The sequence below is a fragment of the Chitinophaga eiseniae genome (assembly GCF_900167135.1).
In the GTDB taxonomy this organism is placed as follows: Bacteria; Bacteroidota; Bacteroidia; order Chitinophagales; family Chitinophagaceae; genus Chitinophaga; species Chitinophaga eiseniae.
This window is the reverse complement of sequence record NZ_FUWZ01000001.1, coordinates 2,196,442-2,215,333: the sequence shown is the minus strand read 5'-3', so window position 1 is coordinate 2,215,333 and position 18,892 is coordinate 2,196,442. Positions and strand designations below refer to the sequence as shown.

1 protein-coding gene is annotated in these 18,892 nt (G+C 52.8%); it reads right to left on the bottom strand.

Annotated features, from left to right (window positions below; genetic code table 11):
- Window positions 1-5: 5 nt before the first annotated feature.
- Window positions 6-18,434, bottom strand: a complete 18,429-nt coding sequence (locus tag B5D63_RS08965; protein WP_159455947.1) for a non-ribosomal peptide synthase/polyketide synthase — start codon at window positions 18,432-18,434, stop codon at window positions 6-8.
- Window positions 18,435-18,892 lie beyond the last annotated feature (458 nt).

Genomic DNA, 18,892 nt, shown 5'->3' with positions numbered 1-18,892 from the left:
AAGGATCAATCATGCCCCAAAGACACAGCCCTTTTACGTACAGGCTCAAAGAATCCTACTTCCACGGCATACCTGATCATCAGGTGTATCTTTTCTTCGTTGAGACGCGCCCATCTGAATTTCATTTTTCTCAGGACGGCATTAGTTGCCTCATAACATACATGATAGGGATGACCAGCATCCTGCTTGTCGTCGCCAAACAGATCAGCCTGGAGAAACAGGCGGTCTATCAGGTCCTTTTTAGTATGATATGATTGTAACATTCTCTCCAGGTAGGTGTATACATTCGTCAACTCCATATCGTACCCGTAACTGTTCAGATAAGCCACAAAATCAGCGGCAGGGAGCATATGCGGATTACGAACGTGGTAATTTCTGTTCAGTAATGCCGGCTTGTCGAAAATCTGCAGTATCGCTGCAGATACCTGGTCAATATTAGACAATTCCAGTTCACTGAATTCCTCCGGCATTGTGCGGAAGGAAATAAAGCCTTTGATCTGGTTATAGAAAGCATTATTGTCAATATTCTCCTGGAACTTACCGGTTGCGGAGTGGAACGACAAATGCCCTACCCTGTAGATGTTGACCATCACACCTTCCCGTCTGGCTGCATCCAGCAGGCGCTCCGCCTCCAGTTTGCTCTTCGCATAGAAGTTAGGCACTTCCTGCCCTTTGAACAAATCAGCTTCCGTATACAGATAGTCGGTACTGCCTTTATGAGCCATGCCGGCAACGCTGGTTGTCGAGATATGATGGATAACCTTCGTTCTTCCGATCTTGCAGTAATCCAGTATGGTCTGCACGGAGCGGGTGTTTACAGCTTCAAACTCACTGTAACTACCGTAGTGTTTTACGTTGGCGGCTGTATTCAGGATACAGTCCGTTTCCGACATCAGCGTCTCAAACGCGGCCGTTTCCATGCCCAGCTGCGGTAAAGCGATATCTCCTTTCCATACCCGCAGCTTTGTCCGGTCTTCAGGCAACGGCGAGTCAAAGTAAAAAGCATACTTTTCCGACAACCTGTTGAAAGCCGCTTCATCACTTTCTGCGCGTACCAACACACATACCGGTGTATCGTTTCGCTGTAGCAGGTCATATAACAGGTGGATACCCAGGTAACCGGTGGCCCCCAGCAGTAAGATCTGCTGATAGGTGGTGGTACTGCTGACATCCAGCTGCTGCCATACTTTTACTTCTTCCTGGTATGGCCGCTGCTGTTCTTCCATCATCTGTTGCATGTGCGCAGCCTGCGCCTGCACAGCCTCGTGGTCCGTCTGTGCCGGATCAAACCGGGACATCAACGCTGCCAGTTTATTTTTAAAGTGATTCTTTTCATAGATCACGTATTTAGAAATACCGGCGATGGTAGGATGCTGGAAGAGGTTATTAATAGAAACCTGGAAATCCACTTTCATCTTGGCAATCAGCCGGATGGCGGTGATCGAGTTACCGCCTGCCGCAAAGAAATTATCGTGTATGCCTAACCGGGGCAGGTTCAATACTTCTTTCCAGATTTCCAGCAGCCGCTCTTCAATTTCGTTGGCAGGGCCTGCATCCTGCAACTGTTCGTTGAGCATCAGGGATGCGGGCGACGGCAGGCCTTTCCGGTCAACCTTGCCATTAGGCGTCAGCGGGAATGACTCCATCGGGATGATCACCGGCGGCACCATAAATTCCGGCAGTTTGCTCTTCAGATAAGCGACGATAGCGTCTTTATTGAATTCCTGCCGGGGTATCACGTAAGCTACGAGTAGTTTGTTGTCATGTTCTCCTCCTTTTACAACCACTACCGCTTCGTTAACATGCTCGCATTCCCGCGCCACGTTTTCTATTTCACCTAGTTCAATCCGGTATCCTCGTACTTTCACCTGGTCATCGATCCGTCCCATGTACTCAATGTTTCCGTCTGCCAGCCAGCGGCCCAGATCACCGGTGCGGTACATCCTGGTTTCGCCGTCACCTGAAAAAGGATTGACAACAAACTTCTCCCGGGTAAGCTCCGGGCGGTTGAGATAACCACGCGCCAATCCCGCGCCACTCACACAGATCTCTCCTGCCACGCCTACCGGGCATAAGCCACCGTGGGCATCCAGGATATACACCTGCATATTGGCCACCGGCTTTCCGATGACTACCACGCCGTCTTCCCGGATAGGGTCAAGGGCTACAGTGGTACAGATACTGTTTTCCGTAGGGCCGTAGCCGTTAAGGAACCGTACGCCTCGCGCCTGCAGAAACCTTCCATCCTCCCTGTTTAACGGCTCCCCGCACGAAATAACGGTTGCCACCCTGGTTAACATCTCTCTCATGCTGTGCAGATAGGACGGCGGTAAAAATGCCACCTCCACTTTCCGCTTATTGATCAGCGCCGCAAATCCTGCAGAAGACATCAGTTCCTCCTTACCTGGCAGCACTAACACAGCACCATGAGACAGGGCAGTGAATATTTCCATACAGGAGGCGTCAAAGCCGATAGAGGCAAACTGCAGCATACGGCTTCCTGCATCAATCTGAAACGCCTCCCGCTGATCACGTACCAGGTTCACCACGCCGCCATGTTCCACCAGTACACCTTTGGGCTTGCCTGTAGAACCGGAGGTAAAGATCACATAAGCCAGATCATTCGCAGCAGGGCTATCCGGCAGCGCTGTCACCGGGTAACCGGCAAATAAATCCCTGTCTGTCGCCATTACCAGCTCCAGACCCGCTGCTGCAGCCGCCAGCGTGTTGCTGGCCGCAGGGCTGCTGACGATAATGTCCGCGGCGGTATCTGCGAGGATATATTGTATCCTGTCTGCCGGATATTCGGGGTCTATAGGAACATAGGCTCCACCCGCTTTCATGATGCCGTATATACTGATAATCATCTCCGGCGAGCGTTCCATACATAAAGGCACGAGCGTATCCCGTACCACGCCTTTACCACGCAGGTAGTGTGCAAACTGGTTGGAGTACTCATCCAGTTCCTTATAAGTCAACGTAATATCTTTAAACATTAATGCCGCGGCATCGGGCATGGCTGCCACCCTCGCAGAGAACAGGCCCGGCAATGACATATCCTGCATTACGGCTGACGTCCTGCTGTTAAAGCCTTCCAGCAATTGTTGTTCTTCGGCTTCATCCAGCAACGATAACGCACAGATGTGGGCAGCAGGCTGACGGGTAATGGACCGCAGCAACTGTTCAAAATGTTTACCCATCCTGGTCACCGTATCATGATAGAACAGGTCCGTGCTGTATTGGATGATCAGGGACAGGCCCTCTGTGGTCTCCTTCAGGCAGAAGTTAAGGTCAAAGACAGCAGAGATATGGTCCAGCGGCTCTTCCGATAACTGTACCGCTCCCAATGTCAGCTCCGGAATATCGGGCGTGTTCTGCAACACCAGCATCACCTGGAATAACGGGCTGCGGCTCATATCACGCTCCGTTACCACGGCATCCACGATCTTCTCGAATGGTACTTCCTGGTATTCATAAGCGCTGAGGGTAGTCTGTTTCACCTGTTGCAGCAGGGCAAGGAACGCGGGGTTGCCGGCGAGGTTGTTGCGCAGCGCGAGGGTATTGATGAAGAAACCGGCCAGTCCTTCCACCTCCTGGCGCGTACGCCCGGAAATGGGGCTGCCAACGCAGATATCTTCCTGTCCGCTGTAGCGGAACAACAACACCTTGAGGGCTGCCAGCAACGTCATGAAAAGCGTTACGCCTTCCTGTTGCGACAAGGCCAGTAACCGGTCCGTCAGTTCCTTATCGATTTGCAGGTATTCTACGGCGCCATTTTTACCCTTTACGGCAGGTCTGGGTTTATCTGTTGGCAGCTGCAGCGGCTGTACGTCTTTCAGGTTTTCTTTCCAGTACGCCAGCTGTTCCGCCAATACCTCATCTGACATATACTCCCGTTGCCAGATGGCATAGTCTGCATATTGTATGTCGAGCGCCGGTAATTTCACCTTTTCCCCCGTCGTATAACCATGGTAAAGGGTCAACAGTTCCCGGAACAGTACGCTGATGGACCAGCCATCGGACGCAATATGGTGCATGTTCATCACCAGGATATGCGTAGTAGCATCGAGTGCAATCAGATACACCCGCAACATATGGTCTTTGGTAAGATCAAAAGGTTTTCTTATCAAAATATGCACGAGGGCGCGATAATCCGCTATTTCCTGCGGGCGGCCACACAGGTCGATGTGTTGCAACTGCCATTTCCCTGAGGGCAATACGCGCTGCCCCGAGTGCCCGTCTGCCTGTACGATGACAGACCGCAGCACTTCGTGGCGGTCCACAAGGTCCTGGAATGTCTGCGACAATGCTTCCTTATCAAGTGCTCCTTCCATACGCAATACCACCGGCATATGATATTGTACGCTGCCTTCCATCTGATCAATGAACCACAAACGTTCCTGGCTATACGACAGCGGGATCAGCGCCGGCCGCTGCTGTGGTGTTACCGCCGGCAGCAGCCAGCCTTTGCCGTTCTGTCGGATAAACGCCGCCAACCGCGCGATGGTAGGATGGGCAAAGATGGACTTCACCGCTATCTCCACTTCCATATGTTTACGCAGGGCAGACTGCAGGCGCATGGCCAGCAGAGAGTGGCCTCCCAATTCAAAGAAATTGTCGTGTATGCCAATCTTTTCCACCTGTAATAAAGTACGCCAGATATCTGTCAACTGCTGTTCGGTGAGGTTACGTGCAGCCACGTACGTAGCGGCCCCGAGTGCGCTCAGGTCCGCTTCCGGCAACGCGCGTTTATTGATCTTGCCATTATTGGTCAGTGGCAGTTCAGGTAAAGTGATGAAAAGAGAGGGGATCATATAATCCGGCAACCGGGACTGCATCCAGGTACGCAGGTCGTCTTTTCCGAAGCGCCGTTGCGGCACTACATAGGCGATCAATCGTTTATTACTGTATTGGTCTTCTTTTACCAGCACCACACATTGCGCCACCAGTTCACATTGTCCCAGTACGCTTTCCACCTCGCCTATCTCCACCCTGTTTCCACGGATCTTCACCTGGTCGTCCTTACGGGCCAGGTAGTTGATGTTACCATCCGGTAACCAGCAACAGATATCACCGGTTTTATACACGCGGCCTTTCCCGGTCACATCAAACGGATCGGCCATAAAGCGCTCTGCTGTTAATTCCGGCAGGTTCAGGTACCCTTTCGCCACCTGTACCCCGCCGATAAACAATTCCCCCGGCACCCCTACCGGGCAGGGATTACCACTGGCGTCCAGGATATATAACCGGGTGTTGGCTATGGGTTTACCAATAGGCGGTAATACCCGCCGGGCATAGTCTTCGGGCCGTATCGTATAGGCACTTACCACATGCGCCTCCGTAGGGCCGTATTGGTTATGCAGACGGGTGTTACCTTTCTCCAGGAACAACCGGAGGTCATCGCTCAATTTGAGCTGTTCACCGGCAGTAATCACTTCCTCCAGGTATTGCGGATACATACCGCTTTCTTCTGCGTATTCCGCCAGGTTTTTCAATACCACATAAGGCAGGAAGAGACAATTGATTTTTTCTGTGTTGATCTGTTCCATCAGAACAGCCATGTCTTTCCTGCGTTGTTCGTCTACCAGGTGAAGGCAGCCGCCAAAGCTGAGCGTGAAGAATATCTCCTGGAAGCTCACGTCAAAATTGATACTGGCAAACTGCAGTATACGTTTAGGCGTCAGCGTATCTATTTCCTGCTGTTGCCAGCAAAGCAGGTTAAACAACGCCCTGTCAGGCATTTCCACCCCCTTCGGTTGTCCTGTGGAACCGGAGGTATAGATGAGATAAGTGATTTTTTCCGGAGATGTATACCGGTCGGGGTTTGTTACCGGCAGCCCCGACAGTATGTTTTCTTCCCCATCTGTCCGCAACACCAGGATACGTTCTGCTGCAATGTCTGCCGGCAGGAGCTCCTGGCTGCGTTTATCTGTAATCATCAGGGAGAAGTGGGTATCAGCGAGGATATAACGGATACGTACCTCCGGATAGGCAGGATCTACCGGCACATAAGTGGCGCCGGCTTTCAGGATGCCCACAATAGCGGTGATCATGTCCAGCGAGCGGGACATACATACGGGTATCAGGGTATTTTCCACTACCCCTTTTTGCCGGAGATAATGCGCCAGCTGATTCGCCTTTTCATTCAGCTGACGGTAAGTATATTGTTCCGGTCCGAAGACAACGGCAGCCGCATCCGGCGTCTGCTGCGCCTGGGCTTCGAACAGGTCTATCACCGCCTTACCGGCAGGATACATGTTTGCCGTATTGTTAAACGTCTGCAACAGTTGTTTTTCTTCCGCCACCGTGAGCATCGGCAATGCTCCTATCGGCCGGGAAGGCGCTGCCACAATGGCTTCCAGCAGTACCAGGTAATGCTCCATCATCCTGGCGATGGTAGCCTCCTCATACAGATCGCTGCAATATTCCACCCGGAAACGCATTCCGCTGTCGGTAGTGGTAACGTCCACTGTCAGGTCAAATTTGGAGGTACTGTTGGCTACCGGCTGCATCGCCACCTGCACGTCATCCAGCTGCAGATGCGGCACTTCCGGCAGGTTCTGTAAGATAAACATCACCTGGAACAGGGGCGTACGGCTCATATCACGGTCGCTCACCACCGCCTCCACAATTTTCTCAAACGGAGCATCCTGGTATTGATATGCCTCCAGCAGCGTAGCTTTTACCTGCTTCAGCAGGGAGAGGAAGTCAGGATTGCCGGCCATGTTGCTGCGCAACGCGATGGTATTCACAAAGAAACCAATCAGCGGCTCTATAGTTTGCTGTGTACGGTTGGCAATAGGGCTGCCCACACAGATATCTTCCTGCCCGCTATAACGGTACAACAGTACCTTGAAAGCCGCCAGCATCGTCATAAACAGAGTGGCGCCCTGCTGCCTGCACAGCTGATGTATACCGGCTGTCAGTGTACCATCGACTTCATAATACAAGGTATTTCCGCGGGTGCTTTGTGTGGCGGGGCGCGGGAAATCGATGGGTAACTGCAACGTAGCAGTATCTTCCAGCTTTTCTTTCCAGTAAGCCAGTTGCTGGTCCAATACGGCCCCCTGCAGATGGTGCCGGTGCCACAATGCATAATCCGCATATTGCACGGGTAAAGGCTCCAGCCGGAGTTCCTGATGCCGGTGCGCCGCTTCGTAGAGGCGTACCAGTTCCCTGAGCAATATGGACACAGACCATCCATCGGATGCAATATGATGTTGCACGATCACCAGGAAATACTCCCTGGGCGCCAGTTGTACCAGGTGTACCCGCATCATATAATCCGCCTTCAGGTCAAATGGCTGATTACACCATTGCGTAATTTCTTCCAATATGCTCTCCCGGTCGGTCGTTGTCGTCCTATCCACCACCTGTAGCTGCCATCCGCCGCCAGGCAGGATATACTGACTTACCGTTCCGTCTTCCTCGCGGAAAACAGTCCGCAATGCTTCGTGCCTTTCCACAATTGTTTCCAGGGCATTTTTCAGCGCCGTCACGTCCAGGTCTCCATCCAGTTTCAATACCAGCGGCATATGATACGCCACGCTGCCTTCCATCCAGTCGATGAACCACAGCCTTTCCTGCGCGGAAGAAAGCGGCAGCTTTTCATCCCGTGGAGATACGGTAACCGCCGGCAGCACTGTGCCGGGTTGCTGACGACGGATATGGTCCGCCAACGTAGCTACTACCGGGTAATTGAAAAGGTCGCGTATCGGGATCTCTACTTCCAGTTCACGGCGTATGGCAGATACCACACGGGTTACCAGCAGGGAGTGCCCGCCCAGTTCAAAGAAGTTATCGTATATACCTACCCGTGACACTTTCAGCAATTGCTGCCAGATACCTGTCAACACCAGCTCGGTGGCATTACGTGGAGGCACATACGCTGCCGCAGGCATCAGCGCGGGGTCCGGTTCCGGCAATGCGCGTTTATTCACCTTACCATTGCCTGTCAGCGGAAGTTTCTCCAATGGCACCAGGACGGCAGGCACCATATAGTCAGGCAACAGCTGCCGGAGCCAGGATTGTATTTTTTCTTTTTCAAAGCCCCCTGCCGGAACAATATAACCGGCAAGATATTTAGTGCCCTGTTCATTGGTACGCGCCATCACTACCGCCTGTTCTACCCATTCGCACTGCTGCAGCACCCTTTCTGTTTCACCGGGTTCAATACGATATCCCCTGATCTTCACCTGGTCATCTGTACGACCCAGGCAAAGCACATTTCCATCGGCCTGCCAGCAGCCCAGGTCCCCGGTCTTATATAGTTTCTCTATCCTGTTGTTACTGAACCGGTGGGAGATAAAACGCTCTGCTGTCAACTCAGGCAAATTGAGATAACCCAAAGCAAGGCCGGCGCCACCTACATATATTTCGCCTGTAACGCCGACCGGCACCAGCTGGCGGCGGCTATCCAGGACATATACCTTCCGGTTGCTCAATGGGCGGCCCACCGGCACCGGTACCTGCACGGCGCCTGCTGCTACTGTGTAGGTAAGAGAGAAGGTGGTATTCTCCGTAGGACCGTAACCGTTAATAACGGTCAGGGCCGGATATTTTTGTTTTAATTTACTGATATGTTCTTCCGATAATTTCTCTCCTCCGGCCAGTACCACCGACAATGTTTCAAAAATAGCGATGTCCGTATCTATGAGCTGATTGAACCAGCTTGCCGTAAACCACATCATATTTACCTGGTGCGTGCGGATCTCCCGTTTCAACAGATCGTTGTCCAGCAGCTGTTGTTCCGGGCAAAGAATAAGGCGGCCGCCGTTGAGCAGCATGCCCCAATATTCAAAGGTGGCGGCATCGAAAGAAGGCGCACCGGTAGATAACAAACGGTCTGAGTCCCGGAAAGAAACATAGTCAGCCCCCTTCACGAGGCTCACCACATTCTGGTGGCTCACCATCACGCCTTTCGGCGTGCCGGTAGAGCCGGAAGTATAAATAACATAAGCCATGTCCTGCGGCCGTGCCACCGGCAATACCGCTGCCATCATCGTTGTCTGCAGCATTTCGGACACCTGGTCCAGGCAGATAAATTGCATGGCAGCACCTGTCTGTTCCAGCGCAGCCAACTGCATCGTAGTGGTCAGCACCAGCTGACTGTTGCTTTCGGACAACATAAAGCTGATACGTTCTGCCGGATAGTGCGGATCAACCGGCACATAAGCGCCACCCACCTTTAATACCGCCAGGATAGCGACGATCAGCCTATCAGAACGCTCCATACAAACAGGCACACGCATCCCCGGCGTTACGCCCGCCTCAACGAGGTATTGCGCCAGTTGTGTGGACGCTATATCCAATGCCTCATAGGTCATCTCCCTACCCTCAAATACCAGCGCGGTAGCATCCGGCGTCAGGGCAGCCTGTCCTGCAAAGAGGTCAGTGATACTTTTATCCGCCGGATAGGTAGTATCCGTCTGGTTAAAGCCATCCAGCAACTGTATTTCCTCTTCCGCCATCAACATCGGCAAAAAGCCTACTTCCATCGACGGGTTGGCAACAATGGCCGCCAACAATTGTTTAAAATGAGCGATCATCCGCAGGACCGTATCTTCTTTAAACAGGTCCGTACAGTATTCCACATTGCCCGACAATCCTGTTGCCGTCTCTTCCAGCGTGAAATTAAGATCAACCTGCGCAGTGGTATAAGCAATCCTTTCGGGCTGCAAACACGCAGCGCCTAATACCAGATCGGTCACCACCGGCAGGTTCTGCAACGTAAAGATGACCTGAAACAGCGGGCTATAGCTGAGGTCACGTTCTTTCACGACGGCCTCCACTACTTTTTCAAACGGCACATCCTGGTGCTCATAGGCATCCAGCGTGGTATTTTTCACCTTCTGCAGCAAGGCTGCAAAGGTGGGATTATCATGCAGCTGCGTGCGTAGCGCCAGCGTATTCACAAAACATCCGATCAGGCTTTCCGTTTCCTGCCGGGTACGGCCGGAAACAGGGCTACCCACCGTGATATCCTCCTGGCCGCTGTAGCGGTGCAGCAATACCTTGAAGGCCGCCAGCAAAGTCATGAACAAGGTAGCGCCCTCCTGTTGTGATAGCGCCTGTAGCTGTTGCCGGAGCGTACCATCTATATGGAACGGTATAATAGCGCCCCGATTGGAAAATACAGCCGGGCGGGTATAGTCCAGCGGCAACTGCAGTGTCGTTACATCTGCCAGTTGGTGGTTCCAATAGGCTTGCTGCTGTTCCAGCACGGCCGTTGACATGTAGGTGCGCTGCCAGCGGGAGTAGTCGGTGTACTGGATATCCAGCGGCGGCAACACCGGTAATTGCTGTTGGTCCAGGGCAGCATATATCTCCATCAACTCTTTCATAAAGATGCTGACGGACCATCCATCGCCGGCGATGTGATGCAGTGTCAGGGCGAGCAGGCATTCCTGTTCTGACAGCTCAATCAGTTGCCCACGCAACACATGGTCGGCGGATAAATTGAACGGCGCATCGATCAGGGACTTTACATAATCATGCAATGCTGTGATATTCCCATGGAGATCACGCCTGTCTGCTGCTTCCAGCTGCCATCCATCTTTATCCATCACTTGCTGATGGGGTACTTCATCTATAACAGTAACGATAGTACGTAACACCGCATGCCGGTTGACCATCTCCCGGATAGCCATCTCCAGCGCCTGTTTGTTGACGGTTCCTGTCAGGCGGTAAACGACAGGTATATGATACTGTATGCTACCGGTTAACCGGTCAATAAACCAGAGTCTTTCCTGCGCAAAGGATAACGGCTGCGGGCCGGTATATGCTTCCGCTATGATCCCCTGCTGCACAGGGCCGGTCTGTTGAAGGATATAGGCAGCCTGCCCCGCAATAGTGGGATGATGGAAGATCGCCTTTACCGGCATTTCCGCCTGCAGCTGCTTTCTGATAGCAGATTGCAGGCGCATGGCCAGCAGGGAATGCCCGCCTGTTTCGAAGAAATGATCGTGGATGCCGATACGATCGCGGCCCAGCAACTGTTGCCAGATATCCACCAACATACGCTCGTGTTCATTACGGGGAGCCATATACGCAGCTTCTGAAAGCGCGGTCATATCCGGCGCCGGCAAGGCCTTTTTGTCTACTTTCCCATTGGCAGTAAGCGGCAGGGCTTCGAGGGCTATCAGGAAAGAAGGCGTCATATAGTCGGGCAGTCTTTCTTTGAGATAAGCCATGATAGCCTCTTTATCAAAATTGTCTTCCGGCACCACATAGCCGGTCAGATAGCGGTTATTGCGCGGGTCTGTCCAGACGGTTACAACGGCCTGTTTCACCGCCGGGCAGCCTTCCAGTACACGCGCCGTTTCCCCTGGTTCTATACGGAACCCGCGGATCTTCACCTGTTCATCCACACGGCCCATGTAAACGATATTGCCGTCAGGCATCCAGCGGGCCAGGTCGCCGGTACGATAGATCCTTGCTTCCGGATCATCGGTGAAAGGGTCCGGCATAAACCGGGTGGCGGTCATTTCCGCGTCCAGGTATCCTTTTGCTACGCCATCGCCACCTACATACAGTTCTCCGGTTACGCCCACCGGCACCGGCTGCCCGGCGCTGTCCAGTATATACGCCGTTCTGTTTTTCAACGGGCGGCCAATAGGCACATTGCCGCTCACCGATGCTTCATGAATACGGTAATACAGCGAGAAGGTTGTATTCTCCGTAGGGCCGTATATGTTAGTCAGCGCAACATGCGGACAGGCGCGTCTGAACTTATCAGCATGTTTCTCCGATATCTTCTCTCCTCCTGTCAGCACCTCCTGCAACCCGGTAAATACGGTGATATCCATATCCACCAATTGATTGAACCAGCTGGTAGTGAAGAACATTTTGGTAACGCGGCGCTGCTGAAGTTCCTGCTTCAGCCATTCTATGTCCAATAAACTTCGTTCTGTGCTTAATACCAAACAGCCGCCATTCAACAGGGCGCCCCAAAATTCAAAGGTGGTGGCATCAAAAGAAAGGGAGCCGGCAGACAGTATAACATCGTCGTTGGTAAGCGTGATATACTCCTGCGACTTCACCAGGCTCACCACGTTCTTGTGCGTAACGGCTACGCCTTTGGGTTTACCGGTAGAACCGGAGGTGTACATAACATACGCTACGGCCGCGGGTGCAGGCTGTTCTGCCGGTGCATGGGCGGGATAACGCAGCAGCTCCGGATGATGATCGATATAAAGTAATTCTTTGTCAGCAATAGTCTCAAGGGTATCCTTCCATTCCGTATCAGTGATGATCAGCGGACTATCGCAGTCGTTCAGCAATTGCAATATCCGCTCTGCGGGATACTCCGGGTTTACCGGCACATAGGCGCCGCCAGCCTTTAGTATTCCCAGCACCGCCACCATCAGCCCGGCGGAACGCTTCAAACACAGGGGCACATAAGCGCCTGCTTTTAATCCCTTATCCTGCAACCGGTGGGCCAGGCGATTCGCTGCTTCATCCAGTGCCTGATAGGTAAATGAGGTAGTGTCGTATACCACAGCAACAGCATCCGGCGTTTGTGCCGCCTGTTCTTCAAAAAGTGCCACAATGCTCTTATCAGCAGGGTAAGGGGCCGCAGTCTGATTGAAGTCATACAACAGCTGTGTTTTCTCTACTGCTGTCAGCAATGCAATGTCCGCAATGGTATTGACGGGTTGTGTAGCTATTTGCAGCAATACCTGCTCAAAATGGGCCGCTATCATCCTCACATCAGCGGCATCGAGCATGGTTTCATTGTATACAAGGCCGATCTCCAGCCCGTCGGCCATCATCACGCGTATCGTGAGCGGATAGTTGGCCTGCTCCTGTACCTGGATCTGTTGCAGCTGCAATTTCCAGTTAGGTGATTGCAAAGCTGGATTCTCGGGATAGTTTTCAAATACCAGGAGACTGTCAAATAACTCCTCCCGAATGCCCGCCCAATGCTGAATATCGTTCAATGCGGCATACTGGTGCTCACGGCTTTGCAGCTGCGTGGCCTGTATGTCCTGTAACCAGCCGGCAATTGTTTGCTCATTTGCCACCATCGTATACAGCGGCAGGGTATTGATATACAATCCGACCTTTTTATCCGCCCCGGGTAACTCATCGGGCCTACCCGCAACGGTAACGCCGAACATAGCGGAAGACTTGCCGGTATAGCGGGATAACAGGTACGCCCACACGCCCTGTACCAGGGTATTGAGGGTAATCCGTTGCTGCTGGGTAAATCTTTCCAGTTGCTGGCGGACGGCCGCATCCAGGCGCAACGCTGTTTCCTTAAAATGTCCCCCTCCCCTCGTGCGGGAAGCAGTAGTTGCTACAAACGGTAACAAACACCCATCTGTTACGTCACTCAGATAACTGCGCCAGTAAGTTTCTTCCGCCACCAGGTCCCTGTCTGCCAGGAAACGGATATAATCTCCGAAATCATCCGTCTTTCGTGATGGCAGGGAATGGTGGGTCAGGATGGCCTCATAGGTTTCCACCAGTTCCCCGAGTAATACCGGCAGGGACCAGCCATCCATCAGGAGGTGATGGTAAGTCCATTGCATACGGTAGGTATTGTCTTCCAGGCGGAACAGGGTAATGCGCATCAGGGGTGCTTTTTCAAAGTCCAGCCCCTGCTGGCGGTCGGCGGCCATCCAGGCCTGAAGCGCTTCCTGCCGGTCCGTTGCCGTCATGTGCCGGTAGTCCAATACCGCGAAAGGCAAGTCAACTTCATGGTGTACGCATTGCACCGGAACACTGCAGAGCTTTGCATAGAAAGCGCTACGGAAAATAGTATGGTGTTGTACCAGGTGTTCCCAGCTTTTCCGGAAGGCGTCTACGTCTAAATGGGGAAGTTCACATCCAAACTGCTCAATATAGGACCCTCCTTTTTCATCATACAATCCATGGAACAACATGCCCTCCTGTAATCCGGTGAGCCGGTACAGGCCGGCGACCGGGGATTTTTTGGCACTCAGGAACCGGTCCAGTTCATCATTGGTCATTGCGCCGCCCAGCCCATAGTCGGAAGGTGAAAGCACCGGCGCCTGCCGGCTGCGCTCTGCGCAGTGTGCGATCAGTGTTTCCAGGTGATAGCGGTACGCTGCCGCGAGTTCAGCAATAGTAGCTTCATGGAAGTGCAGCTGGCTGTAGCTCCATTCGATACTGAGCTCGCCGTCACTGACCATACTGTTGACCGTCAGTTTTTCGGGGATGGTCCGCTGCGGCGCTCCGCCGGCTTCCAGTGAAGACAGCGATGCCTTTACAGCTCCCTGTGCCGCAGACAGGTTATCTCCCTGGCCGAGGTAGTTAAAGCCTACCTCCCAGGGCACGGCGCCTTGCAGGGAAGCTTGTTTACCAATATATTTATTGACGCCATAGCCGATGCCTTTATCCGGCACCTGGCGTAACTGTTCTTTGATATCCCTGATCAGCCGGCCGGCAGATACGCCGTCAGCGGCTTCCAGCCAGACCGGGTACTGGCTGGTGAACCAGCCAACAGTGCGGTTAACGGCGATGCCGGGCGTAATTTCTTCCCTGCCGTGCCCTTCCAGGCCCACCAATACGCCGGCGCCTTTGTTCCATGCTGTCAGGGTCATAGCCAGGGCTGCCAGGAGGATATCGTTAATTTCCGTACGGTAGGCCGCCGACACCTCCTGCAACAGGCGGCGGGTAGCGGCAGCATCGAGACGCACCGTTTCCTTACGTATATCCGATACTGTTATCTTACCGGTATACGGCAGATCGGTATGTAGCGGCGTACGTTTCGCCACTACCGTTTCCCAGTAACGTTGTTGCCGGCGGCCACGGTTATTCGCATAACCCGTCAGGGCCTCCTGCCACTGGCGGCAGGAACTGCCTTTAGCGCCTAATACAACATCTGTTGTCGCAGTGGGTTGTTCCAGCAGGCGGTTGAGGTCTTCCAGCAGGATACGCCAGGATACGCCGTCTATGGCCAGGTGATGCACCACCAGCAACAGCCGGTTGTGCGCCTCGGCGGCAGGCGTTTGTAGCAGGGTAGCCTGCAGCAGGATACCCTGGTGAATATCCAGGCGCGCCTGGCTTTCTGCCACACAGGCGGGGATATGTTGTTGCCAGGTTTTCTGTTTCCTTCGCATATCCCTGATATGCAACGTAGGTTCCGCCGTTCCATAGGACTGCTGCCATCCGTCTGCGTCCTGTTGATAGACAAAACGGAGCGCATCATGGTATTGCACCAACCGATGGAGTGCGGCCTCCAGTGCTACCGGTGACAGTTTTTTATCTGCTTCCAGCAGCAGCTGCTGGGTAAACAATGCCGGTCCTTCTTCAAAATACCAATGCTGAATGGGCAGTAAACCGCTCCTGCCTGTCAGCATCCCCTGTTCACCGGCAGTGCTCTCCACTTTTACCGCAGATAAGAGCTGTGCCAGTGCCGCTACTGTCTGATGTTTAAACAGGTCCTTTGCTTTCAGTTCGTATCCGAGTCGTCTGGCGCGGCTGACTACCTGCATGGAGACGATGGAGTCTCCTCCCAGCTCTATAAAATTGTCGTATATCCCTACCTGTTGCAGGGCCAGCAGTTCCTGCCAGATAGCGGCCAGTTGCCGTTCCGTTTCATTACGCGGCGCCACATATTCCTGAAGTTGAAGATCGGCTGCTTCCGGGGCCGGTAGCGCCTTTTTGTCCACCTTACCATTGACGGACAACGGCAGCTGCGCCAGTTCCACAAGTACCGACGGCACCATATATTCCGGCAGCTTTTCTTTTAGCCGGTTTAATACAGCCATCTTATCGTAGCCCGCGCCTGTGGTCACGTAGCCGACGAGGCGCTTGTTGTTACGTTCATCTGTCCACGCCACTACCACCGCGTGTTTCACCCCTTCGCACTCCTGTAATGCATGGCCTATCTCGCCTAATTCGATACGGTAACCGCGGATCTTCACCTGATCGTCTATACGGCCCAGGTATTCTATATTGCCATCCGGCAGCCAGCGGCCGGTATCCCCGGTTTTATACAGCCGGTTACCTGCTGCGTCTGTGATAAATTTCTCTGCCGTCATAGCGGGCAGGTGCAGGTAACCATTGGCCACCTGGGGGCCGCTGATATACAACTCCCCGGTCACGCCTACCGGCAGCGTCCGTTGCTGTGCATCCAGTATATGGACCTCCATATTTGCCACCGGCTTTCCGATGGTGATCTGTTTGTCACCTGGTTGTATTTGCGCCACCGATGACCATACCGTACATTCCGTAGGGCCGTATTCGTTATACAGCGTGGCTTTTTTCACTTCTCTGAAATGACGATGGGCCAGTGTTACCTCCAGCGCCTCCCCTGCCAGGATAACGGTTGTCAGCGCTGCTTCCTGCAGCAGCCCTTCTTCCAGGAGAAACCGGTAGTAGGAAGGTACGCACAGGACCATATCCGTACGGGTGAGCAGTTGTTTTACAGTCTCTGCGTCTTTCAGTGTTTCTTCGCGGCATACGATCAGGCTGCCGCCGGAGCAGAGTGTACCGAATATCACCGCTACAGAAGAATCGAAAGAGAAAGACGGCACCAGCAGCGCTGTGCCGGTATTACCATAACAGGCTATTCTTGCCTGTGTGGACGCCACGAGGCTCTGATGCGTGATGGTGACGCCTTTCGGGTTGCCCGTGGAACCGGACGTATAGATCACATAAGCGGGATGTTGCGGTTGTAAGGCCGTTTCCGGCGGTGTTACAGGGTACGCTCCGATGACGTCCGCCAGCTGGCGGATATCAACGATTGTCGCAGTCGTATATTGTTCCGGCGGCAGGTTGCTGAGCACGATAGCCGCCCGGGTATCCTGCAGCATGAAGGTGATGCGGTGTTGCGGATAAGCAGGATCTACCGGCACATAAGCGCCGCCGGCTTTCAGCACAGCCAGTATGCCCAGCACCATTTCGGCAGAACGTTCCATACACACGGGAACGAACGTGCCTTCCCGTACGCCTTTTTCGCGCAGATAATGCGCCAGCTGGTTGGCTTTTTCATCCAGCTGCCGGTAAGTGAGCGTTTGGTCTTCAAACAGCACAGCTTCCGCTGTTGGCTGGATTTTTACCTGTTCTTCTATGAGCGCATGGATATATGGATAGGGATCAACGTCTATCTTATTATTATTAAAAGACGCCAGTAGCGTTTGTTCTTCCTCCGGCAGGATGCTGATTTCCTCCAGCGTTTGTTGCCATCCGGTTTTGAATTGCTGTATGATATGCAATAATCGTTTCACAAATAAACGTATGTCCGTTTCCGTGAAATACGACGGGTAGTAATCTGTTTTTAGTTCCAGCGGTTGTCCCTCTCCATAGTCGCGCCAGAGCAGCTCCAGCGGATACCGTGTGATCTCACTGGTGAGTTCCGTGGTAACCGCCTGTATATTCTCTCCGAAGTCGAAGTTAAAATTGAGGTTAGCGTGGTTTACCAGAATATCCACGAGTTGTTCCGTGGTACCGTTAAGTTTCAGCGAACGGCTCAGGTCTGCCACCTGATATTGCTGATGGCGGTTATCATTTTTCCTGGTAATCGCCATATTCTCCAGCAGTGCAGCGACCGTATCGTTTTGCTGATATATTGCCTGAAACGGTGTGATACCGGAAAACATACCGGCGATCTGCTGCAATGATGTGTCTCTTCTTCTATGCACCGGCGTGCCGAACGCAAAGGCCGCATGTTCGGTGGTCCTGGCGAAGTAGATGGTGAGCGCTGCCAGTGTCAGGCGAAGCAGGTTCGCCTGGGTAGTTTGTTGCAGGTCCACCAGCGCAGCTTTTTCCGCAGCGGTAAATTCCAGCACGAAAGTCCGGCATTGCCGCGGATGCGTGTTGGTATTTGCGTATCTGCGTTCCAGCAGTTGCGCCGGTTTTTTATCGATCTTCTCTCTCCAGTAGGCAGCGTCTTCCTGGTATGCCGGCGACTGCTGGTAAGCAAGGGCTTCACCGGCAGCAGCCACATAGGATACCGGCGACCACTCCAACGTTGTGCCCTGTAACAGAGACTGGTATTTACGGGCCACGTATTGGTAGGTGGCGGCCAGACCATACCCGTCATTGATCAGGTGATGATATTTACTGAAATAATAGTGTTCTTCCGGTGATATGGATAGCAGGTACTGTTCGCAAAGCGCGTTCTCCTTTTGCAGGACAAAAGGTATTTCCAGCCGTTCCCGTATCCATTTTTCTACGGCCGCTGGCGACGCTCCCGTGAAATCCATACATATGACTTCCTGCCTGTTAAAAGTATCGTCCAGGTAGGCTTGTGGCGCCTGTTCGCCGAGGTCGAACCTCATCCGGAATACGTCGAATACAACCGGCAACGTTTCGGCGGCAGCGATGAATGTCTCTTTGTGAAGCGGGCCGGTGAGACGGGTTACACCTCCAACATTGTAGGTCGAGTTTTCTGCATTGATCAACAAATCCATCAGGATATCCCGCTGAGCAGGATGAAGCGGTGTTACATGGAGTGGCATGGTCATTATTTAATGAGGAAATAAATCAAGCATGGCATTGTCTGTTACAACAGGCAATAGGAATCCTTGTCCAACAGACTACAGCGGTTGGCATAGGTTAAAGGCAATAAAATGTCTGCGCGGGTAATCGTATTACGTTGTCAATGAATATTTTTATTGAGATGGTAATCGTTGTGCCGCTGACATGTCAGACGAATGGGCAGGACAAACAAGTCCCGGATAGTAATTTTGAATTCATGTCCTTAGGGTATTTATAAATAGCAAAAAATTCACTGTTAGCCTGTTATAGGCACAGAAAGGCGCGCCATCACACAAGGTGTCGGTATCTGGTGTATGATATCCTAAAATCAATGCATAACAATCCTTTTACTGCATCTGCAATAAAAAGATCACGACTAGCCTGCTGTTCCCTTTGCTAACACACATGACTTTTTAATCCAACTAAAAGGTCATCGGCA